The organism is Paraburkholderia sp. EG286A (assembly GCF_040965375.1).
In the GTDB taxonomy this organism is placed as follows: domain Bacteria; phylum Pseudomonadota; class Gammaproteobacteria; order Burkholderiales; family Burkholderiaceae; genus Paraburkholderia.
In genome coordinates, this window is the sequence record NZ_JBFRCB010000001.1 from 418,015 (window position 1) to 444,516 (window position 26,502).

Consider the following 26,502-nt stretch of genomic DNA (forward strand, 5'->3'; position numbering starts at 1 on the left):
GGTGCCCCATGAAAATCCCTGAACGCTCATCGACTCCCATGCGTCTCGTACTCTCGCTGCTGTCCGCTGCCGTGCTCGCCGCGTGCGCGGTGCAGCCCGCGCAGCATCCCGACCTGCCCGCCACGGTGCACGAAACGGCGCCGGCGGCATGGCGGATCGACGCGCCGCAGGATGCCATCGAAGCGCGCGCCTGGTGGGCGCAGTTCGGCGACCCGACGCTCGATACGCTGCTCGCCACGGTGCTCGAAGGCAACCTCGACTTGCAGGCCGCCGCCGAACGTGTGAAGCAGGCGCAATCGATCACGACGCAAAAGCATGCGGCGCTGCTGCCGCAACTCGACTTCACCGCGCATGGCGCTTATACGCGGCAGAACACGCCGCCGCCGCTCGGCTACGTGAAGCAGGCCGGCGCGGGTCTCGCGCTGAGCTGGTCGCCCGACGTGTTCGGTGGTGAGCGGCTCGACCTGCTCGCGGCGCAAGCGAACCTCGTGGGCCAGAAGCATGCGCTCGATGCAGTGCGTCTCGCGCTGGCGGCAAATACGGCCTCGGCGTATGTCGATCTGCGCTATGCACAGGCGGAGTTGAAGATCCTTCAGGATAACCTGGAGATTCGCAAGCGCACCTTGCTGCTCACGCAAGACCGCCTGAAATACGGCCTTTCCACGCAACTGGACGTGGCCCGCGCGCAAACGCAGCTAAGCGAGCTGCAAGCGCGCATCCCGCGTGCGCAGGCGAGCATCGATCATCAGTTGAACCTGATCGCCGTGTACACGGGGCGCACGCCGGAGTCCGTGGCGCAACTCGCGCTCACGCAAACGGCGCCCATTCCCGGCGTGCCCGCGAGCGTGCCGCAGATGCTGCCTTCCGAAGCGCTGCTGCGCCGCCCCGACGTGCAGGCCGCCTACGCGACCGTGCAGCAGCGCGCGGCGGAAGTGGGCGTGGCGCGCGCCGAGCGTTATCCGAAGTTCACGCTCAACCTCACGGACGGCATTCTCGCCGTGTCCTATCTCGGCATGCCTACGCTCACGGATAACCTCTTTAGCGCAGCGATCGGCGCGACGAGTCCGATCTTCAACGCGGGGCGCATCACGGCCGACATCGACCAGAGCGAGAGCCGCATGCGCGAGTCGCAACTGAATCTGCACGAGACCATGCTGCAGGCTTTGCGCGAAGTGGAAGACAGCCGCAGCGATCTCGTGAGCACGGCGAGCCAGACCCAGCAGTTGAACGACGCGCTGGGTTCGTCGGCGCAATCGCTCAAGCTGGCCAACCAGCTCTACAAGGGCGGTGCCGCGGACTTTCTCGACGTGCTGAGCGCGCAGCAAACCCTGCTCGCCGATCAGGACCTGCTCAACGACGCGCAGCGCGAGCGCGCGCAGGCGGCGGTGGCGCTTTACCGGTCGCTGGGCGGCGGGTGGAGCCAAAGCGGCGACGTGGTGCTCGCGCAGGAAACGCCCGCGCACGGCGGCTAAACGGCACGGACAGAGCCATGACCTTGCGCTCAAGCGCCGGAAGCCGTCTCGCGCGCCAGCGAGCGCCACTGCGCAGGCGTCATGCCGACGTGGCGCTTGAAGCCGCGCTGGAAGGCGGCGTCCGACTGGTAGCCCACGAATTCGCCGATTTCGGCCACGCTGTCGTTGCTTTGCGCGAGCATGCGGCCCGCGAGGGTCATGCGGATATCGGTGAGCACGTCGGCGGCCGAGCGGCCGATGGCCTCGTCGAAGTGCCGCGCAAACGTCGCGCGCGACATGTGGCAAAGCTCCGCAAGCTCGGGCAGCGTCCAGGACTTGCCGGGCGCTTCGAACATGGCGTCGATGGCGGGTTGCAGGCGCGGCCGCTGCGCGAGCGCGAGCAGTCCGCGCGGCGGGGCGTCGCCGGCGCTCGCGTAGCGCAGCGTGAGCCCGAACAGCGCGCCCGAAAGATGGTTCACGAGCGACTCGCTGCCGGGCGCCGCCTCATACGCTTCGTCGCGCAACAGCGCGATCAGGCGCACGAGTCGTTCGGGTGCTTCCGTGCCGTCGCGCGCGCTATGCACGACGAGGCGCGCCGGCAGATTCTCGCGCAGCAGGCGCTGCGGCACGGCAGGCAGCAGGAAGCGGCCGCACAGGACGTCGGCGATGGCGCCGTCGCCCACATTCGTTTCGATGCTCACGCCGTTTTCCATCCGCTTGGCAACCGCCGCGGGCGCCGTGCCGCTGCCGTCGTGCAGCACGTGCGCGCTGCCCGAGGGAAACAGCACGATGTCGCCCGCATGGAGCGCGACGGGCGCGCCGTGCGCATCCTCGACGATGGCGCGCCCCGCAAGCAGTACGTGATAGCGGATCTCGCGCTCCTTCGCGGCGGGATCGTCGATGCGCCAGGGCGCGCCGAAATGGCAGCGCACGTCGAGGCGGCCGGCAACGGGCATCAGCGCGAGAAGGCGGCTCAGCAGATCCATGGTGGGCGAGTGAGACGATTGAGCATGAACTCGCGCCATTCTGGCATTAAAAGCGCGACGGTGCGCGACTAGACTGCATCCATGCCATCGACGATGGCAGCGCGACACAGACACCCGCTCGCGACCATGCAACGTTAAAGGAGCAAAACATGTCCCGTCTTTCCGCCATCAAGCCTGAAGCCGCCACCGGCGACGCCGCTGAAATCTTTGCAAAAATCCGCAAGGCCGTGGGCAAGGTGCCCAACGCCTACGCCACCATCGGCACGCATAGCCCCGAAGCGCTGGGCGCGCTGCTCAACATGGAGGCCGTGATCTCGGCCGGCACGCTGTCGAAGCCCGATATCGAAGCGATCAAGCTCGCGGTGAGCGAAGTGGCGGGTTGTGATTACTGTCTCGCCGCGCACACGCTGGCTGGCAAGTTCGCCGGGCTCGCGCCGGAAACGATGAAGGCGGTCCGCGCAGGTGAAGCGACCGGCGACGCGAAGCGTGACGCGCTCGTGCACTTCGTCCGCCTGCTGGTGAAGACGCACGGCACGGTGCCCGAAGCGGAAGTGAGCGCGATTCGCGAAGCCGGTTATACCGAGCGCCAGATCGTGGAAATCGCGCTCGCCGTGACGTCGATTACGTTCACGAACCTCGTGAACCGCATCAACGATACGACACTGGATTTCCCGGCCGCGCCGTAACGTAGCGGCAACGGTTTTACCACCCCGCGTGCGCTGGACACGACATCAATCGTGCCAGCGCACGCGAGCGCTTGTTCCACAAAATCGTTTGAAAGTGTGCATATGCATACATAGAATGCAAATGGAACGGTGCACATAAAGGAGAGTTGACCATGAGTACACGCGAGATCGTTTTGTGCCAGCCGGTGCGTACGGCAATTGGCGGATTCAACGGTGCGTTCAAGGGCGTGCCGGTTACGGAGCTAGGCGCGGTGGCGGTGCGCGAGACGCTCGCGCGCGCGAAGCTCGACCCGGCGCGGCTCGGCTCCGTGGTGCTCGGCAACGTGATCCAGGCGGGCAACAAGATGAATCCCGCGCGCCAGGCCGAGCTTGGCGGCGGCGTGCCGGTTCAGGTGCCTGCGCTCACGGTGAATCGCGTATGCGGCTCCGGCGCGCAAGCCATTGCGAGCGCCGCGCAGGAGGTGATGCTGGGTCTCGCCGACGTGGCACTCGCGGGCGGCATGGAGAACATGGATCGCGCGCCGTATCTGCTGGATGGCGGCCGCTGGGGTTATCGCATGGGCAACGCCGAGATTCACGACAGCATGCTGCGCGACGGCCTCGTCGATGCGTTTTCGGGCCAGCATTCGGGCTGGCATACGGAAGACCTCGTGACGCGGGCCGCGCTCACGCGCGCGGAGCAAGATAACTGGGCCGCGCGTTCGCAGCAGCGCTTTGCTGCCGCACAAGCGGCGGGGCGCTTCAGGGAAGAAATCGTCGCGGTGGAAGTGAAGGGCAGGAAGGGCATGGAGCGCATCGATACCGACGAAGCACCGCGCCCCGACACCACGGTCGAAGGGCTCGCGAAACTGCGTCCCGCGTTTCGCCCGGACGGCACGATCACGGCGGGCAACGCGCCTGGCCTGAACAGCGCGGCGAGCGCCATGCTCGTGGCCGAGCGCGGCTTCGCCGAAGCCGAGGGGCTCTCGCCGATGGTCAGGCTCGTGGCGTGGGGCGTCGCGGCGGTGGAGCCGGGGTTGTTCGGCCTTGGCCCCGTGCCCGCCGTGCAACTCGCGTTGGGGCGCGCTGGCTGGTCGCTGGCCGACGTCGAGCGCTTCGAGATCAACGAGGCATTCGCGGCGGTGCCGCTCGCGGTCATGAAGCAACTCGGCATTCCCGAGGACATCGTGAACGTGGAAGGCGGCGCGATCGCGCATGGCCACCCCATCGGCGCGACGGGCACGATTCTCACCACGCGCCTCGCATGGTCGATGCAGCGCGACGGGCTGCGTCGCGGCGTCGTGACGCTTTGCATCGGCGGTGGCCAGGGTATCGCGCTCGCGCTCGAGAAAGTATGATGGCCGGGCCACGTGAGGCGCGTGGGGCTGAGATACGGACTGGGACACAGGCGGGGAATACGATGACGAAGCGGATCACACGCGAGGAATGCAACTGTTTTGCGCTGCGGCAGGCCGCGCGTTTCGTCACGCAGTTGTACGAGCGGCATCTCTCGCAGGCCGACGTGACGGCCGCGCAGTTCACCATCCTCTCTCGCCTCGCGGGCCGGCCCGACGCCACGGCCGCCGAGCTTTCCGACGACCTCGTGATGGACCGCACGACGCTCGTGCGGGCGCTCAAGCCGTTGCAGCGCGACGGCCTCGTCCTCACGGCGGCGGCCGAGCACGACACGCGCACGCTGGTCTACCGGCTCTCGGCCGCGGGCTTGCGGCGCTACGACAAGGCGCATGCGTTGTGGCTCGACGCGCAGGCCGAGTTCGAGCAGCACATGAAGCGCGACCGCGCGAAGGCGCTGCGCACTGAGCTGTTTGCCCTGACAAAAGCTGCGGCGGGCTGACACTCCACTTACGCAAGGCCACATTTCGTAAGCCCTTGAGGCAAGGCGGCCACGCCGGCGATCAGATCTGGCGCGAAAATGGCATCATGGGAATTCTAGGAGTCTGACGCTCTGCCGCCGGGTTCTCATGAGACGATATCGACCGCCGCCGCCCAACTTTCTGCGTGACCACGCGCATCCAGCCTGGCGCGATATCGCGTTGACTACGCTGCCCGTGGCCCTGTTCTGCGCGGTGGTCGTCGGTCTCGTCTTCTGGCTCGTCGATCCGGCGCCGCCGCGCACGATCACGATCAGCGCGGGCCCCGCCGACAGCTCCTTCATGCAGATGGCGCAAGCCTACCGCGCGATCCTCGCGCGCAACGGCGTGACGCTCAAGATCCTCGAATCGGACGGCTCGGTGCAGAACCTGCAGCGCCTGCTCGATCCGAAGCAGCACGTGGACCTCGCGTTCGTGCAAGGCGGGGTCGCCGACGGCATCGACACACGCTCGCTGATGTCGCTCGGCAGCGTGGCCTATTTGCCTATTGTCGTTTTCTATCGCGGCTCGGGCCTCACACGGCTCTCCGAGCTCGACGGCCAACGCATCGCCATTGGCCGCGTGGGCAGCGGCACGCGCGAGCTGGCGCTCAAGCTGCTCTCCGCGAACGGCATCGACCCTGGCGGCGACTCCACGTTCCTGCCGCTCGACGGCATGGACGCGGCCACGGCGCTCGTCTCCGGCCGCGTCGAGGCCGCGATGCTGAGCGGCGACTCGACCACGCGCGCCCTGATGCTGCGTTTGCTCGATATCCCCGGCATCTCGGTCATGAGCTTCGACGAAGCGGCCGCTTATACGCGGCTCTTTCCGTATCTGGAGGACGTCGACCTGCCGCCCGGCGTGCTCGATCTGCGCCGGCGCCAGCCGCGCGAAACGGTGCACCTGATCGGCCCGACCGTCGAACTCGTCGCGCGCGATACGCTGCATCCCGCGCTCTCCGATCTGCTCATCGAAGCGGCGGGCGAGGTGAACGGCGCGCCCGGACTCCTGCAGCGCGAGGGCCAGTTTCCGAGCCCGGCGGTGCACGACTTTCGCGTGAGCGAGGACGCCACGCGCTACTACAAGTCGGGCAAGAGCTTTCTCTATCGCGCGCTGCCGTTCTGGCTCGCGAGCGTGACGGACCGTCTGCTCGTGCTGCTGCTGCCTCTGGCCGTGCTCGTGATTCCCGCGTTGCGCACGATACCGGCGCTGTATCGCTGGCGCGTGCGCTCGCGCATTTATCGTTACTATGGCGCGCTCATCGCCATCGAGCGCGACGCGCGCATGCATACGAACGAAGAACAGCGGCGCGCGCTGATCGAAGAGCTCGACGAGATCGAGCGCTCGCTCAATACGCTGCGCATGCCGCTCGCGTTCGCCGATGCGTTCTATGTGCTGCGCGAACACGTGGGTTTCGTGCGGATGCACTTGAATGCCAGCGAGTCGCAATCGCACTCCAGCGCGGTCTAATTCGTATTCACGATATTGTTACGCGCAACGTAGTTCTACGTCTCGTTGATGCGCGTCGCTTAATCGCAGTGTTGCAACACTTCTTCGGTTGACACTGCGAGTCTCGTCCCTTTATTTTTTGTAGCCACGCCGTCGCGGCTTCGAGACAGTAAGGATCGCTTGAGGTTTGCGAATGTTCGATCCCTGCGCGTATCAGAACCATTGTTCGTAACCGGGAGGACCATAACGTGAAAACATCCGGTGCAAGCCAGCGTCTTGCCTGGCTCGTGTGTGCCACACTCGCGGGCGCGCCGCTCTTCGTGGGGCCGCTCGGGCCCACTGCCGCGTTTGCGCAGAACGCGGCGCATTTTTCGAACCAGCAGCTCGATTCGCTCACGGCGCCCATCGCGCTCTATCCCGACGCGTTGCTCGCGCAGGTGCTCATGGCCACCACGTTCCCGCAAGACGTGTCCGCCGCCGCCGCGTGGTCGAAAGCCAACCCGAACCTCAAGGGCGACGACGCCGTAAAGGCTGTGGCTTCCGAGCCGTGGGACCCGAGTGTGCAGTCGCTGGTGGCGTTCCCGCAGGCGCTCGCCACCATGGCTTCGAAGCCAGAGTGGGTTCAGCAAATCGGCGATGCTTTTCTCGCGCAGCCCAACGACGTGATGGATTCCGTGCAGCGCCTGCGCGCGCAGGCGCAGAAGGCCGGCAACCTCAAGTCCAATGAGCAGCAGAAGGTCGTGGTGCAGCCGGCCTCGGGTACGTCGACCACGCAAACCATCGTGATCGAGCCGACCAATCCGCAAGTGGTCTACGTGCCGACGTATAACCCGACGGTGGTCTTTGGCGCGTGGCCGTATCCGGCCTACCCGCCTGTGTACATGCCGCCGCCTCCGGGCTATGCCATGGCCACCGCCTTCGTGGGCGGGCTTGCGTTCGGTGCGGGCGTGGCGGTTGCGAACTCGCTGTGGGGCGGGGTCAACTGGGGCACCAACAATGTCAACGTCAACGTCAATCGCTACAACAACATCAACGTCAATAACCGCATCAACACGACCAACGCCACGCAGAACTGGAATAGCAACGCCAACGTCCAGCGTCGGCAGCAGAACATCAACAACGCGAATCTCAACGGACAGCGCAGCCAGTACCGCGGCTATGACCAGTCCCGCACGCAGGCCATGCAGACCTTGCAGAACCGCACTGGCCAGAACATGAGCGGCAGTGCGCAACAGCGATACCAGGGCATCGAGCAGGGCGGCCGGCCGAATGCCAACGGCGGCAACGCGCCGAACGCCAATCGCGGCAACGAACTCAACAATCGCGCGCAAAACGGCGCGCAAAACGCAAACCGCGGCAACGAGTTGAACAACCGTGCGCAGAACGGCGCGCAAAACGCGAATCGCGCGAACGATCTCAACAACCGGGCTCAGAACACGAATCGCGACAACGCGTTACGCGGTGCGGGCGATGGCTCCAATGCGCGCCTCGAACAACAACGCGGCCAGCAAAGCCGTGAAGCGTTCCAGAGCCATGGCGGCGGTGGCGGCTTCAACGGCGGCGGGGGCGGAGGCGGCTTCCATGGCGGTGGTGGTGGCGGGTTCGGCGGTGGCGGCGGGGGTGGCGGACGTCACATCGGCCGTCGATAACGTTGAATCTCATGAGGAGTCGAAAAATGATCCGCATTTCCGCACGCCGCCTGCCGCACGACTATGCGCTCGCGCTCGGGACGGCACTCGCGCTCTTTGGCGCGCCCGCGCTGCTGCCGGCCCAGTTTGGCGGCGCCGCCGTCTACGCGCAAGCCGTCTTCGCCACGCCCGAAGCCGCCGCGAACGCGTTCACCGACGCACTCGCGACCAACGACCAGGGCGCCATGAAGCATGTGCTCGGCAACGATTTCACCGAGTTCATCCCCACGCAAAACATCGGTCGGGACGATATCGACGACTACCTTGGCGCCTGGGCGAAGGGTCATCGCGTCGTCCCCGACGCCACGCCGGTTGCCGGCAAGGCGAGCGCTCACGTCGAGGTGGGCGACAGCGGCTGGACGCTGCCCATCCCCATCGTGCAGTCGGGCAAGGGCTGGCATTTCGACCCGCGCGAAGGCGCGAGCGAAGTTCTCACGCGCCGCATCGGCCGCAACGAGCGTGCTGCCATGCTCACCTCGCTCGCCTACGTCGACGCGCAGAACGACTATCGCAAGCTCACGCAGCACTATGCGCAGCGGCTCGTGAGCACGCCGGGCACGCACGACGGTTTGTACTGGCCGCTCGAGCCGGGCGAGACCGAAAGTCCGCTCGGGCCGCTCGCGGCAGCCATGCCGGGCAACGCGAAGATCACGCCGGGGGAGGGGTATCACGGCTATCACTTCCGCATTCTCACGGCGCAGGGGCCGCACGCCAGCGGCGGTGCACGCAGCTATCTCGACAACGGGGACTTGAGTGGCGGCTTTGCGCTCGTGGCCTGGCCGGCGCAATACGGCAAGACCGGTGTGATGAGCTTCATCATCAACCAGGACGGCCAGCTCTATCAGAAGAACCTCGGGCCGAGCGGCGCGCATACGGCAGCGGCGATCAAGGCATTCGATCCCGACTCGTCCTGGCAGGCCACCAAACCCTGAGCGGCGATCCGCCGTCCGTCGGACGGCATGATTTCTGACGTTGTTCGCTAACGGACGCCTCACACGGAATTCGGGCACAATCAAGCCACGGCGACGTGGCTGTCGCCCGATGCGGGCTTTGGCCAACGGAAGCGGAGAGGTCGGGCATATGGCTTGCTCAAACTTCCCCGCACTCTCATTCGTGTGGAGATAACCAAATGCAACGACGCAACTTCATGCTAACGGCGGCGGTGACCCTTGCCTCGGGCGGTCTCACGCTCGCGGGCTGTAGCACCACGACGCCTTCGAATTCCACCGCGTCGCAGAACATGTCAAAGCGGCAGTCGATCGACGCGTCTGTGGACGGCACCCTCTCGCGCCTGACTTCGACCGTGAAGGGCTCGCACGAGCTCCTCGCGAAGTCGCGCGGCGTGCTGGTGTTCCCCGAAGTGCTGCAGGCCGGCTTCATCGTCGGCGCGCAGTATGGCGAGGGCGCGTTGCGTGTGGGTGGCGCGACGGTCGGCTACTACAGCACGGTGTCGGGTTCTTTCGGCCTCCAGGCCGGCGCTCAGTCGAAGGCGCTCATCTTCGCCTTCATGACGCAGGACTCGCTCGACAAATTCCGCGCGACGGATGGCTGGGCCGCGGGCGCCGATGCGTCGGTCGCGCTCGTGACCGTGGGCGCGAACGGCGTTGTCGATACCAACACGGCTACGCACCCGGTGGAAGTCTTCGTGCTGACCAACGCAGGCCTGATGGCCGACGTCTCGCTGGCGGGCACCAAGGTCACCCGTCTGAACATCTAAAGGGACGCGCTCCGGTAAAAAGCGCCGGATCATGTAAAAAGGGCAAGGCATCAAGCCTTGCCCTTCGTCATTTCTGAGCCGTACGTCGCCTCAGCAGCCCGTATTCTTCACGCGCTCGACTTCGAGCCCGAACCACGGGCGCAGTTTCGTACCGAGCACATTGCCGGCAAACGCGCACACGAGCCACAACCAGCCGTGCAGGCTGCCCGAGACGATGCCGCTGAAATACGCGCCGATATTGCAGCCGTAAGCGAGGCGCGCGCCATAGCCGAGCAGCAGCCCGCCGATCACGGCCGCCACGAGCGAGCGCAGCGGAATGCGCCACACCGGCGCATAGCGGCCCGCGAGCGAGGCCGCGGCCATTGCGCCGAGCACGATGCCGATGTCCATGACCGTGGTGACGTCGTGGCTTGCCGGGGCGGCGAGCGCGGCGGCGTTCGGGCCGGCCATCCAGTACTTCCAGTTCGCCACGTCGATGCCGAGCGTGGCAAAGCCCTTCGCGCCCCACAGCGCGAACGCCGAGGTCACGCCCCAGGGGCGGCCCGAAAGCGCGAGCGTCGCGAAATTCAGGATCGCGAGCGCGACCGCGCCTGCGAGCAGCGGCCACGGGCCATGCAGCCACGGGGAAGTGTGCGGCGCGCGCGGCTCGTTGACGAGGCGGCCGTGGCGGCGCTTTTCGACGACCACGGTGAGTGCGGCGATGAGCGCAAACACGACGAGGTTGAGTGCAATGGCGGGCGCGGCGCCGAACGCGTTCACGAACGAGAACGGCTTCAATTGCGGCATCGACGTCCAGAACGGCATGTGCGCCGTGGCAACGACGGAGCCCACGATAAAGGCGATGAGCGTCACGACCATGCGCGTACTGCCACCACCCACGGTATAGAGCGTGCCCGAGGCGCAGCCGCCGCCGAGCTGCATGCCCACGCCGAACATGAACGCGCCGACGATGACCGACGTGCCCGCGGGCGAAACGAGGCCCGTGACCGGATGGCCGAAGAGCGTTCCTGCCGCGAGCGCCGGGAAGAACAGCAGCACGCCGATGGCGAGCATGGCCATCTGCGCGCGCAGGCCGGCGCCGCGTCCGTCGGCGATGAATACGCGCCACGCCGAGGTGAAGCCGAACGCCGCGTGATAGAGCGTCATGCCGAGCAGCGCGCCGACCACATAGAGCGCCGCCTGACGCCCGCTCACGGTCTGCGCGAGATACACCGCGCCGAGCGCGACGAGCAACAGCGCGATGCCTAGCGGCTTGGGGTTGATGGAGTCGAGTCGGCGCGGCGCGCGCGCGAGCGGCGTGGAGAGGTCGGACATGGGAGCGAGGGCTGCGTGGAAAAGCCGCCAGGAAAAGCAATCGGCGAAAGCAAAACGATAGCACGAATCGCAAATCGGTCTGGCCGAGCCCCCGGCCCGGCTTTGGGCGACCCTCGGCGGGCCACGAATAATCGCCGCAAACCCCGTTCAGGCGGGGTTTTCCCAGACATTGGGATGTAGCCCCGCCAACCCCCGCGAAGCCCTGCGCTCATCATGGATTTCCCCTATGCAGCGCCGCGCCCCGTCTGCCGTTACGCGAGACGAGGTGCGAAGGCGCGTCGGGCCGCGCGGATTCGTACTGGCTGCAAGATAAAAGAAACGCAACGGAGACCTCATGCTGGGAAACATCACCATTCGCCGTGGGCTAACGCTCGTTATCGGTATCTTCGTCGCGTTTTTGCTGACGGTGATCGGCGTGTCGTATGGCGCGCTCAAGATCACCAACGACAGCCTGCACGACGCCCAGCGCGGCGCGCAGTCGCTCGACGCCCTCAAGACCAGTTCGGAACGCCTGCTCCAGGTGCGCCTCGCGCTCGGCGGCTACGAGACGCTCTTCAGCGTCGGCAAGGCCACGGACGGTTTGCTCGACAAGGCGCACCAGGTGCTCGTGAATTCGAACAAGGAGTTCGCGCTCTACAGCGCCGGCCCGTTCGACGACCCCGAAGAGGCGCGCCTCGCCCAGGCCGTGAGCAGCGCGCGCGAGGCGCTCGTCTCGCAGGCGCTCGAGCCCGAGTACAAGTCGCTCGTCGACAACGACTTCAACACCTTCCGCACGATCCAGGGCGAAACCGCCGACCGCTACTACGCCGCCTACGCGAAGGCGATCGACGCGCTCGAGACCTGGCAGGCCGCGCGCCAGCAGCAGGACGCCGATACGGCCACGCAGCGCTTTCGCCTTTCGCTCATCGTGTTCGGCCTGATCGGCGTGGTGGGTGTGGCGATTGGCGTGTTCGCGCGCGTGGGGCTCGCCGCCGCCGTGGTCAAGCCGGTGAACCATGCGATCCGCCATTTCGAGCGCATCGCCGCGGGCGACCTCACGGTGGACGTGCGGGTGCGTTCCAAGAACGAGATGGGCCAGTTGCTGGGCGCGCTGCAGACCATGCGCGACGGCCTCGTGGGCACCGTCTCGCGCGTGCGCGGCAGCACGCACGAAATCACCCAGGGCGCGAAGCAGATCGCGTCGGGCAACGTCGATCTGTCGGACCGCACGGCGCAGCAGGCGGCGGCGCTCGAAGAAACGGCGGCGAGCATCGAGGAGCTTTCGGCGGCGGTGCGCCAGAACACGGACGGCGCGAAGGAAGCAAGCGGGCTCGCCCAGACCGCGCTCGAAACGGTCACGCGCGGCGCCGAAGTGGTGGCCCGCGTGAACGCGACGATGAGCGACATCACGGCCTCGTCGCAGAAGGTGGAGGAGATCACCGGCATCATCGAGGGCATTGCGTTCCAGACCAACATCCTCGCGCTCAACGCGGCAGTTGAGGCGGCGCGCGCGGGCGAGCAGGGCCGCGGCTTCGCGGTCGTGGCGAGCGAGGTGCGCAGCCTCGCGCAGCGCTCGGGCACGGCGGCCAAGGAGATCAAGGAACTGATCGCGGCCTCGGCGGCGACCGTCGGCGCGGGCGCGCGCCTCGTGGAAGACGCGCGCCGCACCATGGACGAGGCGCGCAGTGCGGTGGCGCGCGTGAGCGGGATCATGAGCGAGATCGAGACCGCGACGCACGAGCAGAGCGACGGCATCGAGCAGGTGAACCGCGCGATTGCGCAGATCGACGAGGTCACGCAGCGCAACGCGGCGCTCGTGGAGGAAGCGGCGGCAGCCGCGCAGTCGCTCGAATCGCAGGCCGATCTGCTGCGCGAGGCCGTGGCGGTGTTCAATCTGGGCGGCGCGGGGCAGGCCGGTGCGCGCCCGGCGCATGCCGCCGCGGCGGACCCGCGCGCGGCCCGCGGGAGCGCGCCGGCGCTGGCCTGAGCCAGCCGCTGCGGGTTGTCCTTGCCGTTGCAAGGACAACTTCCAGCCGTTTTAACCTGAGGTTATACCCCGCGAGCAATTCGCAATTGAGTTCCCCATCGTTCCCGGCGAGACTGGCGGCATAGGCCGTCAGGGTTTGGCCGTTAGCGAAAGAGAACAAGGGATCATGCGAGTTTGCGTTTTAGGCGGTGGGGTGATTGGCGTGAGCACGGCATACGCGCTCGCTCGCGATGGACACGAAGTCACGCTCGTCGAGCGCCACGCCGACGTGGCGCGCGAAACGAGCCACGCCAATGGCGGCCAGCTCAGTTACAGCTACGTCGCGCCGCTCGCGGACCCCTCCGTGCTGCCCAAGCTGCCGCAATGGCTCTTCTCGCGCGACGCCGCGCTGCGTTTCGTGCCGCGGCTCGATCCACACCAATGGCGCTGGTGCGCCGCGTTCCTGCGTGCCTGCACGCGCGCGCGCAGCCGCGCGACCACGGCCGAACTGCTCGGCCTCGGTTTCTTGAGCCAGCGTCTCATGCACGAGGTGGTGGAGCGCGAAGCGTTTTCATTCGACTACGTGCGCAACGGCAAGCTCGTGGTGTATCGCGACGAGGAAGGGTTTGCGCTTGCGCGCCGCCAGGCGCAATACCAGTCGACGCTGGGCTGCGTGCAGCACGCACTCGACGGCGCGGCGTGTGTCGCGCTCGAACCCGCGCTCGCGCATATCGGCGCAGAGATCGTGGGCGGCATTCATACGCCAGGCGAAGAGGCTGCCGACTGCGATCAGTTCACGCGCGGCCTCGCACACGCGGCGCAGCGCGACGGCGTGAACCTGCAACTGGCCACCGAGTTCTCCGGACTACGAACGAAAGGGCTGCGGGTGCTTGCCGCGCAGACTTCGCAGGGCGACATCGAAGCCGACGCGTTCGTCGTGTGCCTCGGTTTCCAGAGCCAGCCGATGCTCGCCTCGCTCGGCGTGCACGTGCCCGTGTATCCGCTCAAGGGCTACAGCCTGACGCTCCCCAGCGCGAATGCACAGGGCGCGCCGCGCGTCTCGGTCACGGATGCGCACCACAAGGTCGTCTATGCGCCGCTCGGCGAGCGCCTGCGCATTGCGGGCATGGTCGATCTCACGGGCATGAACCCGCACGCCGACGACGCCCGCATCGCGCTGCTCACGCGCCAGGCGCGCGAAACCTTTCCCAACGCCGGCGACTACGACGCCATGCAGACGTGGACCGGCATGCGTCCCGCCACGCCGGACAGCAAGCCGGTGATTGGCGCCACACACTTTCGCAACCTGTGGCTCAACACGGGACACGGCGCGCTTGGCTTCACGCTCGCGCTCGGCAGCGCGCAGCTGCTCGTCGATCTGCTGGCGGAGCGCGAGTTGCCGATCGACGGCGACGCCTTCGCGCCGGGCCGCTGATCTGGCTCGCTGATTCGCCAACGCGGCGTTACTGCAGCGTCGCGCCTTCCTCGCGCACGACCACGCTCGTGCGTCCGTCGATGCTCACCGGTACTTCGCCGCGTACGGTCGCGCGCCGGACGACGCGGCGCGCGTCGCCGTAGTCGTTGATCGCGTAGTGCTGCGTGGCGCGGTTGTCCCAGATCGCGACGTCGCCTTCCTGCCAGGTCCAGCGCACCGTGTTTTCGAGCCGCGTGACGTGCTCGTGGAACACCTGCAGCAGATGCGCCGAATCGGACGACGAAAGACCTTTGAGCCGCTGCACGAAGTGGCCGAGCACGAGCGTGCGTTCGCCCGTTTCCGGATGCACGCGCACCACGGGATGTTCGGTTTCGTAGAGCTTCGACGTGAAGACCTCCCGGTAACGTTTGAGCTGCGCGCTGTCCGCGTTCGCGTGCGTGGACGCGTAGTCGTAGGCGTTGGTGTGGAGCGCCCAGAGCGTGTCGGCGAGCGCGCGCAGCGGCTCGGGCAGTTGCGCGTACGCGGCCGCCGTATTGGCCCACACCGTGTCGCCGCCAAACGGCGGAATCACCACGGCGCGCAGGATCGAGACTTTCGGGTAGGCGTCGACGAAGGTGACGTCGGTGTGCCACGAGTTGGCGCGGGCGCCGTGCAGCGAATCGAGTTCCAGCAGGCTGCCGCCTTCCACCGAGGGCACCGTGGGGTGCGCGACCGTCTCGCCGAAGCGCCGCGCGAAGGCTTCCTGCGTGGCATCGTCGAGATGCTGCTGGCCACGGAAGAACAGCACTTTGTGACGCAGCAGGGCGGCGTTGATCGCGTCGAACGTGGCGCGGTCGAGATCGGCGTGAAGACGCACACCGTCGATGCGCGCGCCAATGCGGCCCGCGACCTGATGGAGGTCGAGCGTGGTATCGGCGTGCTGCTGCGTGGAGGAATGCAGATGCGCAGACGGAACGGAAACGGTGGGGCGCTGCGTGTGAACGTCGGACATCGAAAGTCTCCTCGGCTGGACGTGGAACGCCCATTCAAGCAGGCTTGCGCCGCGAGAAGAACTGACGATTTCTGCGAAGCTATGCGCGCGTTAGTGCGCTATGTATAGCTGCGTGTGTGATTAGCACGTACCAAAAGAAAATGACGCAGACCCGCGAGGGAATGCGTCATTCACAAGATGCTGCAAGGTACAGCTTCTTTACTGCATGTTCGTTGGTAGGCTCGATTGGATTCGAACCAACGACCCCCACCATGTCAAGGTGGTGCTCTAACCAACTGAGCTACGAGCCTGTCGAGGCGCGAATTATAGAGACACTCGCGCGCGCTTGCAAGCGCTTTTCTCGAATCGGGCGAAACGCCGTGTTTTCGGGCGTGCGGGATCGCGTGCAAGGTGGCTGAGGTCGAACTCGGACGCGCGAGAACCGGGCTTAACGCTTCGCGTTTTCCTCCTGCGCCTCCAACGCCGTCACCATTTCCTGCGCGGCGCGCTGCAACTCGGGCACGAAGCGGCGCACCGCCTCCGCCGGATTGATGGCCTGTTCCAGGTAGATCACGTTCAGGCTCGCGAGCACGCGCCCATGCGCCTCGATGGCCGTTGCGAGCGCACCGATCTTGCGCTGATCCGACCAGTCGCCGTGGTTCGAGCCGAAACCGTCCGCGCGCGTCTGGCGCACGAGATTGCGAATATACGCCGTGTCGCTCGCCAGTTTCTGCTGCTGCTCGCCGCCCGCACCCGCGCGCAACAGTTCCAGGATGTCTTCGCGCTCGGCCTCGGGACACATCGCAAAGTACACACGGCCGGCCGCCGTGAGCAGGATCGGCAGGCGGCGGCCCACCATCGCGCGGTGGAACGAAAGCGGGCTGAAGCGGTGCGTGGTCTCGCGTATCACCATGGAGTCGCCATCGGGTGTCGTGAGATCCGATGGCCACACGGTGCGCTGGAGCATTTGCGCCATGATCGGCGGCGCGATGGTCGCGATCAGTTCGTCGTCGGTGAAGCCTTCGCTCAGGCCGCGCACGTTCATCGTCAGACGAAAGCTGTCGTCGGAAGCGCTGCGACGCACGAACTTCTCCTCTACCAGGGTTTCCAGCAGGCGCCTCACCGTCGTGCGGTGCAGGCCCGTTGCCTCGCTCAGCTGCTGGCTCGTGGCGCGCCCGTTCTCCATGGCGTTGAGCGCCTGGAGTACCTGCAGGCCGCGCGCCAGCCCCCGCACGTTTGCATACTTCGTCATCGAAAATGCCTTAAAAATCAACTGTGTGCATTCTATGCACATTTCTCTAAAAATGTTGAGCGCACATCGGGCGGAACCTAGACTCGCTTCCATTCACCGCACTGTGACAAAACGTCCAACCGGGTGATCCGTTTTCAGGCACCACCTGTCAGCATGCGCAGCGGCTCCATAAGCCGCGCGAGAAGGAGACACATGAACACCCCCCTCGCCCAGGTGGCGGATACCATCCGCCCTCGCCAGATTGCCACCGACGTCGCCATCATCGGCGCGGGTCCGGTCGGCCTCATGATCGCCAATATTCTCGGCCTGCAAGGCGTGCGTGTCACGCTCGTCGAGAAGCTCGACCAGATCATCGACTACCCGCGCGCCATTGGTCTGGATGACGAAGCATTGCGTGTGTTCCAGTCCATCGGTCTGGCCGATGCGCTGCTGCCGCACACCACGCCCGACCACTGGATGCGTTTCGTCACGAAGGACGGCCACTGCTTCGCCTCGATCGAGCCGCGCACCGACGAATTCGGCTGGCCGCGCCGCAACGCCTTCATTCAGCCCCTCGCCGACCGCGTGCTCTATGAAGGGCTCGCGCGCTTCGAGCATGTGGACGTGTTGTTCGGCCACGCGGTCAACGCATTCGAGCAGGATGCTCAGGGTGTGACGATCGACGTGAGCGACGCGAACGGCGAGCGCCGCACGATCCGCGCAGCGTACCTGGTGGGTGCGGACGGCGGCAACAGCTTCGTGCGCCGCGCGCTGAACGTGCCCTTCGAAGGCCGCACGAAACCGAATCAATGGATCGTGGTGGACGTGCGCAACGACCCCATCGGCTCGCCGCACATCTACATGCATTGCGATCATCAGCGCCCGTATGTGTCGGCTGCGCTGCCGCACGGCATTCGCCGCTTCGAATTCATGGTGATGCCGGGCGAGACGGAAGAAGAACTCTCGAAGCCCGAGAACATGGCCGCGCTGATCCGCAAGGTGGTGGCGGACCCCGACAAGGTCGACTACATCCGCAAGCGGGTGTACACGCACAACGCGCGCCTCGCCGAAACGTTCCGCGTGGACCGCGTTCTGCTCGCGGGCGACGCTGCGCACATCATGCCCGTGTGGCAGGGCCAGGGCTACAACAGCGGCATTCGCGACGCGAACAACCTGGGATGGAAACTCGCGATGGTCGCGAAGGGTCAGGCCGATGGCCGCCTGCTCGACAGCTATACCGTGGAGCGCCGCGCGCACGCGCGCTCGATGATCCACCTCTCCGAAGTGGCGGGCGATATCTTCGCGCCCACCACGCGCTTTGGCGCGCGCTTTCGCGACACGTTCGTGCGCTACATGAACGTATTCCCCTCGGTGAAGCGCTATTTCGTGGAAATGCGCTTCAAGCCGATGCCGCGTTATGAAGCGGGTGTCGTGCTGCTGCCGCCGCCGCAAAAAACAGGCGGCTGGTTCGCAAGCCTGCTGGAACGCTCGGGCAACTGGGCGCCGGGCCGCCTGCTCGGCCTGATGAGCCAGAAGCGCGACTCGCTGATCGGCCGCCTCGCATATGGCCGCGATCCGCTCGCGGCTTCGCCCGTGGGCCGCATGTTCATCCAGCCGCGCGTGCGTCTTGCCGATGGCCGCGTGGTGCGCCTCGACGACGCGATCGGCAATGGCTTTGCGGTGCTGGCCTGGGGCGCGGACCCGACCTTCGGCCTCACGCCGCAAGCTCGCGCGCAGTGGGAGCGCCTGGGCGCGCGCTTCGTCTTCGCGAAGCCGGACGTGCAACTCGAATACGCCGACGACGTGCCCGAGGGCGTGCTTGCGCTCGGCGACGTGCAGGGCCGCCTGAAGGAGTGGTTCAGCCGTCTGCCCGAATCGGTCGTGCTGCTGCGCCCGGACCGCTTCGTCGCGGGCGTGTGCACGCCGCAGCAGGTCTCGGACGCGATCGTCGAACTCGCGGGCAAGCTCGGCATGACCGAAGCCGCCTTGCATGGGGCGAGCGCCGCTGCCCCGCAGAACCGTCCCGTGCGCGGCGTGGCCGTTGCGCGCGCAGCAGGAGCATGAGCATGCCGATTCACCTCGAATGTCTGTCGCATACGCCGCTGCATGGCTATTTCGATCCGCTGCCTGAAGTGGTGGCGGAAGTCGAACGTGTAGGGCGCGCCGCGCGCGAACGCGTGGAAGCCTTCAACCCGGACGTGATCGTCGCGTTCGCACCGGATCACTTCAACGGCTTCTTCTACGACGTGATGCCGCCGTTCTGCATCGGCGCGCGTGCCGAGGCCATCGGCGACTTCAAGAGCATGGCCGGTACGCTGCCGGTGCCCGAAGCGCTTGCGCACAAGCTCGCCGAGACCGTGCTCGACGCCGATATCGACGCGGCGCTCTCGTACCGCATGCAAGTCGATCACGGCTGCGCGCAGGCGCTGGAAGTGCTCACAGGCGGTCTTGATCGTTACCCGGTGATCCCGGTTTTCATCAACTCCGTGGCGCCGCCCATGGCGACGCTGCGCCGCGCGCGTCTGCTCGGCGATGCGATTGGCCGCTTCTTCTCGCGCAGCGACACGCGTGTGCTCGTGGTGGGCTCGGGCGGCATCTCGCACGAACCGCCGGTGCCGGAACTGTTCGGCGCGACGCCGGAAGTGGCCGAACGTCTGATCGCAGGCCGCAACCCCTCGGCCGATTCGCGTGCCGCGCGTCAGGCGCGCACCGTGGCCGCGGCGAAGTCGTTCACGGCGGGCGACAGCCATCTGCATCCGCTCAACCCCGAATGGGACCGCGCGTTCCTCGCGCGCCTCGAGTCGGGTGAATTGACTTCGGTGGACGGCATGACCAACGCGGCCATCACGCGTGACGGCGGCAAATCGGCCCACGAGATCCGCACGTGGGTCGCTGCATTCGGCACGCTGGCGGCTTACGGCCCGTATCGCGCTTCGCTCGACTACTACCGCGAAATTCCCGAGTGGATCGCGGGTTTCGCCACCATGCACGCCACGCCCGACGCGGCTTGATAGAACATACGGACTCCGGAGAATCAATATGTCAGATTCGAAACTCGTCGCGGCGCTGGCCGCGCGCCTCTACGAAGCCGAAGCCTCGCGCGACGTGATCGAGCCGGTACGCGGCGAGATCGCTATCGACGATATCGCCACCGCCTACGCCGTTCAGCAAGCCAACGTCGATCTGCGCGTGGCGACCGGCGAGCGCATCGTGGGCCGCAAGATCGGTCTCACGTCGCTTGCGGTGCAGAAGCAGCTGGGCGTCGATCAGCCTGACTTCGGCGCGTTGTTCGCGTCGATGGCTTACGGCGACGCGCAAGCGATTCCGCTTTCGCAACTGATCCAGCCGAAGGTGGAAGCGGAAATCGCGCTCGTGCTGGAGCACGACCTCACGTTCGAAAAGCACACCTTCGTCGATATCCTGCGCGCCAGCGCGTATGCGCTGGCAGCCATCGAGGTGGTGGACAGCCGCATCCAGAACTGGGATATCCGCTTCGTCGATACGGTGGCCGACAACGCCTCGAGCGCGCGCTTCGTGGTGGGCAGCCGCCCGGTGCCGCTCTCGCAGATCGACCTGACCGCCTGCGCCATGGAGCTTTCGCGCGACGGCGAAGTGCTCTCGCGCGGCAACGGCGCCGCGTGCCTGGGCAACCCGCTCAACGCCGCCGTGTGGCTCGCCGACCGCATGGTCCAGCTCGGCACGCCGCTGCGTGCGGGCGACGTGGTGCTCACGGGCGCGCTCGGGCCGATGGTCGCCGTGAAGGAACCCGGCACGTACACCGCGCAGATCGAAGGCCTCGGCAGCGTTCGCGCGACTTTCTCCGCCTGACACAGGAATTCATATGGCTTCCGAAAAACTCAAGGCCGCGATCATCGGCTCCGGCAACATCGGCACGGACCTGATGATCAAGATCATGCGCAACAGCCAGCATCTGGAAATGGCGGCGATGGTCGGCATCGACCCCAACTCCGATGGTCTCGCACGCGCCGCACGCCTCGGCGTGGCGACCACGCACGAAGGTGTGGTTGGTCTCACGCGCCTGCCGGTGTTCAACGACATCGACTTCGTGTTCGACGCGACTTCCGCTGGCGCGCATGTGAAGAACGACGCGCTGCTGCGCACGTTCAAGCCGTCGATCCGCGTGATCGACCTCACACCCGCCGCCATCGGCCCGTACTGCGTGCCGGTCGTGAACCTCGACGCACACATCGACGCGCCCAACGTCAACATGGTGACGTGCGGCGGCCAGGCCACGATCCCGATGGTGGCGGCCGTCTCCCGCGTCGCGAAGGTTCACTACGCCGAAATCGTCGCGTCGATCAGCAGCAAGTCGGCGGGCCCTGGCACGCGCGCCAACATCGACGAGTTCACTGAGACGACGTCGAAGGCGATCGAAGTGGTGGGCGGCGCTGCCAAGGGCAAGGCCATCATCGTGCTGAATCCGGCCGAACCGCCGGTCATGATGCGCGATACGGTTTATACGCTTTCCGAAATGGCCGACCGCGAGAAGGTCGAGCAGTCCATCGAGGAGATGGTCGCGAAGGTGCACGCCTACGTGCCGGGCTATCGCCTCAAGCAGAAGGTGCAGTTCGACGAGATTCCCGCGAACGCGCCCTTGAATATTCCGGGCCTCGGCAAGTTCAGCGGCCTGAAGACTTCGGTGTTCCTCGAAGTGGAAGGCGCCGCGCATTATTTGCCCGCTTACGCAGGCAATCTCGACATCATGACTTCCGCCGCGCTCGCGACCGCCGAACGCATGGCGCAGACGCTTCTGAGCGTGGAGGGATAAGACCATGAGCAAGAAACTCTATATCTCCGACGTGACGCTGCGCGACGGCAGCCACGCCATTCGCCATCAGTACTCGATCCAGAACGTGCAGGACATCGCCCGCGCGCTGGACAAGGCGAAGGTGGACAGCATCGAAGTCGCGCACGGCGACGGCCTGCAAGGTTCGAGCTTCAACTACGGCTTCGGCGCGCACAGCGACCTGGAATGGATCGAGGCGGTGGCCGACGTGGTCAAGCACGCACAGATTGCTACGCTGTTGCTGCCCGGCATCGGCACGATTCACGACCTGAAGGCCGCGTACAACGCTGGCGCGCGCATCGTGCGCGTGGCCACGCACTGCACGGAAGCCGACATTTCGAAGCAGCACATCGAATACGCGCGCGAACTGGGCATGGACACCGTGGGCTTCCTGATGATGAGCCACATGACCACGCCGGAGAACCTCGCCATCGAAGCGAAGAAGATGGAAAGCTACGGCGCGACCTGCATTTACGTGGTCGATTCCGGTGGCGCACTCACGATGAACGACGTGCGCGACCGCTTCCGTGCCGTCAAACAGGTGCTCAAACCCGAAACGCAGACGGGCATGCACGCGCACCACAATCTCTCGCTGGGCGTGGCGAACTCGATCGTGGCGGTGGAAGAAGGCTGCGACCGCGTCGATGCGTCGCTCGCGGGCATGGGCGCGGGTGCCGGCAACGCGCCGCTCGAAGTGTTCATCGGCGCGGCGGAGCGCATGGGCTGGAACCACGGCACCGACCTCTACACGCTGATGGACGCCGCCGACGACATCGTGCGCCCGCTGCAGGACCGCCCGGTTCGCGTGGACCGCGAAACGCTGGCACTCGGCTATGCGGGGGTGTATTCGAGCTTCCTGCGCCACTCCGAAGTGGCCGCGAAGAAGTACGACCTGAAGACGGTGGACATCCTCGTCGAACTGGGCAAGCGCCGGATGGTGGGCGGCCAGGAAGACATGATCGTCGACGTGGCGCTCGATCTGAAAAAGCGCCAGCAAGCATTGCAGTCCTGATCAAGCGCGCCGCGCATCGCCTTTGGGTGATGCGCGGCGTTGCCACTTATAGCCGCCGGAAAGAGCGGCTCGCATATACATATGGAGACTTTTTATGACGTCGCGAAACAGTAGTGCTGGAGGAAGTGGAACGAGCAGCAAGGCAACCATCGCCCTATGTCTGGCGATTGCGCTGCTCGAAGGGTTGGACCTGCAATCGGCGGGCGTAGCGGGACCGCGCATGGCGAAGGAGTTTCATCTCGCCGTCGCGCAAATGGGCTGGGCGTTCAGCGCCGGCGCGATCGGCCTCTTGCCGGGCGCGGCGCTGGGCGGGCGGCTTGCCGACCGCTTTGGCCGCAAGCGCGTGCTCATGTGGTCGGTGGCGCTGTTCGGGCTGTTCTCGCTCGCCACGACCATGGTGTGGAATTTCGAAAGCCTGCTCGTCGCGCGTCTGCTCACGGGTCTCGGTCTCGGCGCGGCCATGCCGAACCTGATCGCGCTGTGCTCGGAGGCGGCGGGTGAGCAGCAGCGCAGCACGGCTGTGGGCGCGATGTACTGCGGCATGCCGTTCGGCGCGGCGATTGCCGCCGTCATCGGCATGCTCGGCACGGGGGACGCGAGCTGGCGCCACGTGTTCTATGTCGGCGGCCTCGGCCCGATCGTGATGGTGCCGCTGCTCGGCCTGTTCCTGCGCGAGTCGCAGCAGTTCGTCGCCGCGCAAGCTTCGAAGGTCGCGCAGGCCGGCGCGCCGAGCGTGACACAAGCGCTCTGGCAAGAAGGCCGCGCACGCACCACGATTGCGCTGTGGATCAGCTACCTCGGCACCTTGATCGTGCTGTACTTCCTGATGAACTGGCTGCCCTCGATGGTGCTCGCACGCGGCCTCACGCGCGTGCAGTCGAATCTCGTGCTGATGCTGTTCAACATCGGCGGCGGCATCGGCGCCGTTGCGATCGCAACGATCATGGATCGCTTCGGCCGCCGCGGCACGGTGATCGGCATGTACATCGGCATCGTGGCGGCGCTCACCGTGCTCGCAAGCGCGGGCGGCGCGAGTTCGACGGCGGTGGGCGGCCTGCTGTGCGGCTTCTTTATCGTGGGTGGCCAGTCGGTGCTGTACGCACTCGCGGGCCATGCGTACCCCACGGAAGTGCGCGGCACGGGTGTGGGCGCGGCCGTGGCCGTGGGGCGTCTGGGTTCGATTCTCGGGCCGCTCGTGGCGGGCCAGCTGTTCGCACTTGGCCAGAGCCCGTCGATGCTGGTGGGCTCGAGCATTCCGCTCGTCGTGATCGCGGCGCTTGCCGCGCTCAGCGTGGTGGGTGCATTCAGGCAGCGCAGCGCGCTGGGCGCACAGGGCGCATGAATGTGAAGGGGAGAAGGTATGCGCCTTCTTCCGCATGGGTTATTACGTTTTAAAGGATGGTCATCATGACGGATACGGCACAAGCAATCACCGAAGCCTCGACGAGCAAGTTCGCGCGCGTGAAGGACGGCGACGTCGAGTTCCAGATTCACTACAACGACGCAGGCGCCGGCGCCGAAACCGTCGTGATGCTGCACGGCTCGGGTCCGGGCGCGAGCGGCTGGGCCAACTTCAACCGCAACGTCGAACCGCTCGTCGCGGCCGGCTACCGCGTGATCCTGATGGACTGCCCGGGCTGGAGCAAGAGCGATCCGATCGTCTGCACGAGCTCGCGCTCGGACCTGAACGGCCGCGTGCTCAAGGGCCTGCTCGACGTGCTCGACATCGAGCGCGTGCATATTCTCGGCAATTCGATGGGCGGGCATAGCGCCGTTGCGTTCGCACTGGCGAACCCGCAACGCGTGGGCAAGCTCGTGCTGATGGGCGGCGGCACCGGCGGCCCGAGCAGCTTCATGCCGATGCCCACCGAAGGCATCAAGTTGCTGCAAGGTCTCTATCGCGATCCGACGATCGAGAACCTCAAGCGCATGATGAACGTGTTCGTGTACGACGCGAGCGCGCTCACTGACGAGCTGATGCAAACGCGCCTCGACAACATGCTCGCGCGCCGCGACCACCTGGAAAACTTCGTGAAGAGCCTCGCGGCCTTCCCGAAGCAGTTCAGCGACTACGGCCCGCGCCTTGGCGAAATCGCCGCGCCCACGCTCGTGATCTGGGGCCGCGATGACCGCTTCGTGCCGATGGATATCGGCTTGCGCTTGCTCGCGGGCATGCAGAACGCGCAATTGCACGTGTTCAACCGTTGCGGTCACTGGGCGCAATGGGAGCACGCGGAAGCGTTTAACCGCATGGTGATCGACTTCCTGAAGCACTAAACCGCGAAAGCACTGGCGGTAACGAAGCGGCGCACCTCGCGGTGTGCCGCTTTTTAATTGGGGCGAGTGCATTGCGTCTGCAAACCGGCTTTTGTGTGACGAAACCGTGAATCAATGCAGCGTCAGCAAGTTTGCCTAAAGGCAAACCCGTATTAGCGTAAAACGAAACGATTCGCCATTGACAAATTAAACCTGCCCCACCTATGATCGGCGTCACTGCCTGGAGACTCGCGAACCACGCGTCCAGGCGAGCCGCGCAAGGCGCGCAAGACGCCGCGCATCAACGGTCTGCCCGGGCCCGCCCGGGTGAGCCGCAGTCATGTTTGGAGACAGGCAGATGCCCCAATCGATTGCCCCGGACCGCCGGTCCGAAGCCGCGCGCGCGTACGCTACGTCCGCGCATCCCTCGCAGCAGGACGACGCGCTCTACCGGAAAGTTTCCGCGCGCGTCATTCCGTTCCTGTTCGTTTGCTACGTCGTCTCGTTCCTCGACCGCATCAACATCGGCTTCGCACAGTTGCAGATGAAGCACGACCTGGGCTTCAGCGACGCGATGTACGGCCTCGGCGCGGCCGTGTTCTACGTGGGCTACGTGCTGTGCGAAGTGCCGAGCAACATGCTGCTTGCGCGCTTCGGCGCGCGCCGCACCTTCACGCGCATCATGCTGCTGTGGGGCATTGCCTCGACCAGCATGATGTTCGTGTCGAGCCCGACGCAGTTCTATGCGCTGCGCTTTTTGCTGGGCGTGTTCGAGGCGGGCTTCTTTCCCGGTATCGTGCTCTATCTCACGTACTGGTATCCGGCGCGGCGCCGCGCGGCCGTGTTCTCGATCTTCTTCGCGGGCGTGGCGGTGGCGGGCGTGCTCGGTGGCCTCATCTCGGGCTGGATCATGCGCGACATGGCCGGCGTGGCGGGACTCGCTGGCTGGCGCTGGATGTTCCTGATTGAAGGGCTGCCGGCCGTGCTGCTCGGCCTCATGGCCGCGTTCTGGCTCGTGGACGGGCCCGAGAAGGCGCGCTGGCTGACCGATGCGGAAAAGGCCCACCTCCTCGCGCAACGCGACGGCGAAGGCGATCACCCGCATTCCACGCGTTCGTTCGGGGCGGCGCTGCGCAACCCGCGCGTGTATCTGTTCGCGTTCATCTACTTCTCGTTGACCTGCGCCTCGCTCACGCTGAACTTCTGGATGCCGCTCATGATCCGCGACTTCGGCGTGCATGACGTGCTGGCGATCAGCCTCTACACGGTCATTCCGAATGCGGTGGGCGCCGTGGGGCTCATGTGGATCGCGCGCCGCTCGGACCGGCGCGCCGAACGGCGCTGGCACTTCGCGGCGTGCACGGTAGGCGGCGGCATTGCGTTGGCGCTGCTCACGCTGCATCTCGCGAGCTTCGCCGCGATGATGGCCATTCTTTCGATCGCCGCGGTGCTGATCTTCGCCGCGCTGCCGATCTTCTGGGCAGTGCCGTCGGCGTATCTCACGGGCAAGGCCGCCGCGGCGGGCATCGCGCTCATCAGCAGTATCGGCATTACGAGCGGCATTGTGAGCCCGTGGGCAATCGGGCTCATCAAGACGCATACGGGCAGCATGGATAACGCGCTGTATCTGCTCGCGGCGCTGCTGGTGGCGAGCGGTGCGGCGTTGGTGGCCGGTGTGCCGGCGGTGAAGGCCGGCCGCTGAGCG

22 protein-coding genes and 1 tRNA gene are annotated in these 26,502 nt (G+C 66.1%); 18 read left to right on the forward strand and 5 right to left on the reverse strand.

Annotated elements, in window-relative coordinates:
• Nucleotides 1–8 precede the first annotated feature (8 nt).
• Nucleotides 9–1,472 carry an efflux transporter outer membrane subunit gene (locus AB4Y35_RS01955; RefSeq protein ID WP_368703125.1) on the forward strand — a complete coding sequence of 488 codons (1,464 nt, stop codon included), beginning with the start codon at nucleotides 9–11 and terminating at the stop codon, nucleotides 1,470–1,472.
• 29 nt (nucleotides 1,473–1,501) lie between these two features.
• Here AB4Y35_RS01955 and AB4Y35_RS01960 read toward each other — a convergent pair whose 3' ends face one another.
• Nucleotides 1,502–2,437: an AraC family transcriptional regulator gene (locus tag AB4Y35_RS01960; protein ID WP_368703126.1), complete on the reverse strand. Its 936-nt coding sequence runs from the start codon at nucleotides 2,435–2,437 to the stop codon at nucleotides 1,502–1,504.
• A 149-nt stretch (nucleotides 2,438–2,586) separates the two neighbouring features.
• On the opposite strand from AB4Y35_RS01960, the gene AB4Y35_RS01965 reads away from it, so the two are divergent.
• The 7 genes from AB4Y35_RS01965 (at nucleotide 2,587) to AB4Y35_RS01995 (ending at nucleotide 9,827) form a co-directional block, all read left to right on the forward strand.
• On the forward strand, nucleotides 2,587–3,123 hold the full coding sequence (locus tag AB4Y35_RS01965) for a carboxymuconolactone decarboxylase family protein (protein WP_368703127.1): 537 nt from the start codon (nucleotides 2,587–2,589) through the stop codon (nucleotides 3,121–3,123).
• A 152-nt stretch (nucleotides 3,124–3,275) separates the two neighbouring features.
• On the forward strand, nucleotides 3,276–4,460 hold the full coding sequence (locus tag AB4Y35_RS01970; RefSeq protein WP_368703128.1) for an acetyl-CoA C-acyltransferase: 1,185 nt from the start codon (nucleotides 3,276–3,278) through the stop codon (nucleotides 4,458–4,460).
• 62 nt (nucleotides 4,461–4,522) lie between these two features.
• A complete protein-coding gene (locus AB4Y35_RS01975) occupies nucleotides 4,523–4,957 on the forward strand; it encodes a MarR family winged helix-turn-helix transcriptional regulator (RefSeq protein ID WP_158760710.1) in 435 nt (144 codons plus the stop codon).
• Between the two features lie 127 nt (nucleotides 4,958–5,084).
• Nucleotides 5,085–6,443 (forward strand): TAXI family TRAP transporter solute-binding subunit, encoded by a 1,359-nt coding sequence (locus AB4Y35_RS01980; RefSeq protein WP_368703129.1) that lies wholly within the window; start codon nucleotides 5,085–5,087, stop codon nucleotides 6,441–6,443.
• A gap of 227 nt (nucleotides 6,444–6,670) precedes the next feature.
• A complete protein-coding gene (locus AB4Y35_RS01985; protein WP_368703130.1) occupies nucleotides 6,671–8,071 on the forward strand; it encodes a DUF3300 domain-containing protein in 1,401 nt (466 codons plus the stop codon).
• A gap of 26 nt (nucleotides 8,072–8,097) precedes the next feature.
• Nucleotides 8,098–9,042: a DUF2950 domain-containing protein gene (locus tag AB4Y35_RS01990; protein WP_368703131.1), complete on the forward strand. Its 945-nt coding sequence runs from the start codon at nucleotides 8,098–8,100 to the stop codon at nucleotides 9,040–9,042.
• Between the two features lie 197 nt (nucleotides 9,043–9,239).
• Complete coding sequence (locus tag AB4Y35_RS01995; RefSeq protein ID WP_324161497.1) at nucleotides 9,240–9,827, forward strand: YSC84-related protein; 588 nt, start codon at nucleotides 9,240–9,242, stop codon at nucleotides 9,825–9,827.
• Nucleotides 9,828–9,917: 90 nt separating this feature from the next.
• On the opposite strand, the gene AB4Y35_RS02000 is transcribed toward AB4Y35_RS01995, so the two are convergent.
• Nucleotides 9,918–11,141, reverse strand: a complete 1,224-nt coding sequence (locus tag AB4Y35_RS02000; protein WP_368703132.1) for a YeeE/YedE family protein — start codon at nucleotides 11,139–11,141, stop codon at nucleotides 9,918–9,920.
• 334 nt (nucleotides 11,142–11,475) lie between these two features.
• Between AB4Y35_RS02000 and AB4Y35_RS02005 the strand changes: the two genes are divergently transcribed.
• Together AB4Y35_RS02005 and AB4Y35_RS02010 are read left to right on the forward strand one after the other, a co-directional pair.
• Nucleotides 11,476–13,107 (forward strand): methyl-accepting chemotaxis protein, encoded by a 1,632-nt coding sequence (locus AB4Y35_RS02005; RefSeq protein ID WP_368703133.1) that lies wholly within the window; start codon nucleotides 11,476–11,478, stop codon nucleotides 13,105–13,107.
• 166 nt (nucleotides 13,108–13,273) lie between these two features.
• Nucleotides 13,274–14,521: a D-amino acid dehydrogenase gene (locus AB4Y35_RS02010; RefSeq protein WP_368703134.1), complete on the forward strand. Its 1,248-nt coding sequence runs from the start codon at nucleotides 13,274–13,276 to the stop codon at nucleotides 14,519–14,521.
• Between the two features lie 28 nt (nucleotides 14,522–14,549).
• Here AB4Y35_RS02010 and AB4Y35_RS02015 read toward each other — a convergent pair whose 3' ends face one another.
• The 3 genes from AB4Y35_RS02015 to AB4Y35_RS02025 all read right to left on the reverse strand — a co-directional run bounded on the left by AB4Y35_RS02015 (nucleotide 14,550) and on the right by AB4Y35_RS02025 (nucleotide 16,743).
• Nucleotides 14,550–15,512 (reverse strand): TauD/TfdA dioxygenase family protein, encoded by a 963-nt coding sequence (locus AB4Y35_RS02015; protein WP_368703135.1) that lies wholly within the window; start codon nucleotides 15,510–15,512, stop codon nucleotides 14,550–14,552.
• Nucleotides 15,513–15,725: 213 nt separating this feature from the next.
• A tRNA-Val gene (locus tag AB4Y35_RS02020) sits at nucleotides 15,726–15,802 on the reverse strand.
• 137 nt (nucleotides 15,803–15,939) lie between these two features.
• Nucleotides 15,940–16,743: a DNA-binding transcriptional regulator gene (locus tag AB4Y35_RS02025; protein ID WP_368703136.1), complete on the reverse strand. Its 804-nt coding sequence runs from the start codon at nucleotides 16,741–16,743 to the stop codon at nucleotides 15,940–15,942.
• Between the two features lie 192 nt (nucleotides 16,744–16,935).
• Between AB4Y35_RS02025 and AB4Y35_RS02030 the strand changes: the two genes are divergently transcribed.
• The 8 genes from AB4Y35_RS02030 to AB4Y35_RS02065 all read left to right on the forward strand — a co-directional run bounded on the left by AB4Y35_RS02030 (nucleotide 16,936) and on the right by AB4Y35_RS02065 (nucleotide 26,499).
• A complete protein-coding gene (locus tag AB4Y35_RS02030) occupies nucleotides 16,936–18,786 on the forward strand; it encodes a bifunctional 3-(3-hydroxy-phenyl)propionate/3-hydroxycinnamic acid hydroxylase (RefSeq protein ID WP_368703137.1) in 1,851 nt (616 codons plus the stop codon).
• 2 nt (nucleotides 18,787–18,788) lie between these two features.
• Nucleotides 18,789–19,733, forward strand: coding sequence for a 3-carboxyethylcatechol 2,3-dioxygenase (locus AB4Y35_RS02035; RefSeq protein ID WP_368703138.1), 945 nt, complete (start codon nucleotides 18,789–18,791; stop codon nucleotides 19,731–19,733).
• 28 nt (nucleotides 19,734–19,761) lie between these two features.
• The gene (gene mhpD / locus AB4Y35_RS02040; protein WP_368703139.1) at nucleotides 19,762–20,550 is read left to right on the forward strand and encodes a 2-keto-4-pentenoate hydratase; all 789 of its coding nucleotides are present in this window, start codon (nucleotides 19,762–19,764) and stop codon (nucleotides 20,548–20,550) included.
• A gap of 13 nt (nucleotides 20,551–20,563) precedes the next feature.
• Nucleotides 20,564–21,511: an acetaldehyde dehydrogenase (acetylating) gene (locus AB4Y35_RS02045; protein WP_368703140.1), complete on the forward strand. Its 948-nt coding sequence runs from the start codon at nucleotides 20,564–20,566 to the stop codon at nucleotides 21,509–21,511.
• A gap of 4 nt (nucleotides 21,512–21,515) precedes the next feature.
• Nucleotides 21,516–22,541 (forward strand): 4-hydroxy-2-oxovalerate aldolase, encoded by a 1,026-nt coding sequence (gene dmpG / locus AB4Y35_RS02050; protein WP_368703141.1) that lies wholly within the window; start codon nucleotides 21,516–21,518, stop codon nucleotides 22,539–22,541.
• 94 nt (nucleotides 22,542–22,635) lie between these two features.
• Nucleotides 22,636–23,883 (forward strand): 3-(3-hydroxy-phenyl)propionate transporter MhpT, encoded by a 1,248-nt coding sequence (gene mhpT, locus AB4Y35_RS02055; RefSeq protein ID WP_368703142.1) that lies wholly within the window; start codon nucleotides 22,636–22,638, stop codon nucleotides 23,881–23,883.
• A gap of 65 nt (nucleotides 23,884–23,948) precedes the next feature.
• Nucleotides 23,949–24,818, forward strand: a complete 870-nt coding sequence (locus AB4Y35_RS02060) for an alpha/beta fold hydrolase (protein ID WP_133183800.1) — start codon at nucleotides 23,949–23,951, stop codon at nucleotides 24,816–24,818.
• A 337-nt stretch (nucleotides 24,819–25,155) separates the two neighbouring features.
• Complete coding sequence (locus tag AB4Y35_RS02065; protein WP_368703143.1) at nucleotides 25,156–26,499, forward strand: MFS transporter; 1,344 nt, start codon at nucleotides 25,156–25,158, stop codon at nucleotides 26,497–26,499.
• Nucleotides 26,500–26,502: the final 3 nt, after the last annotated feature.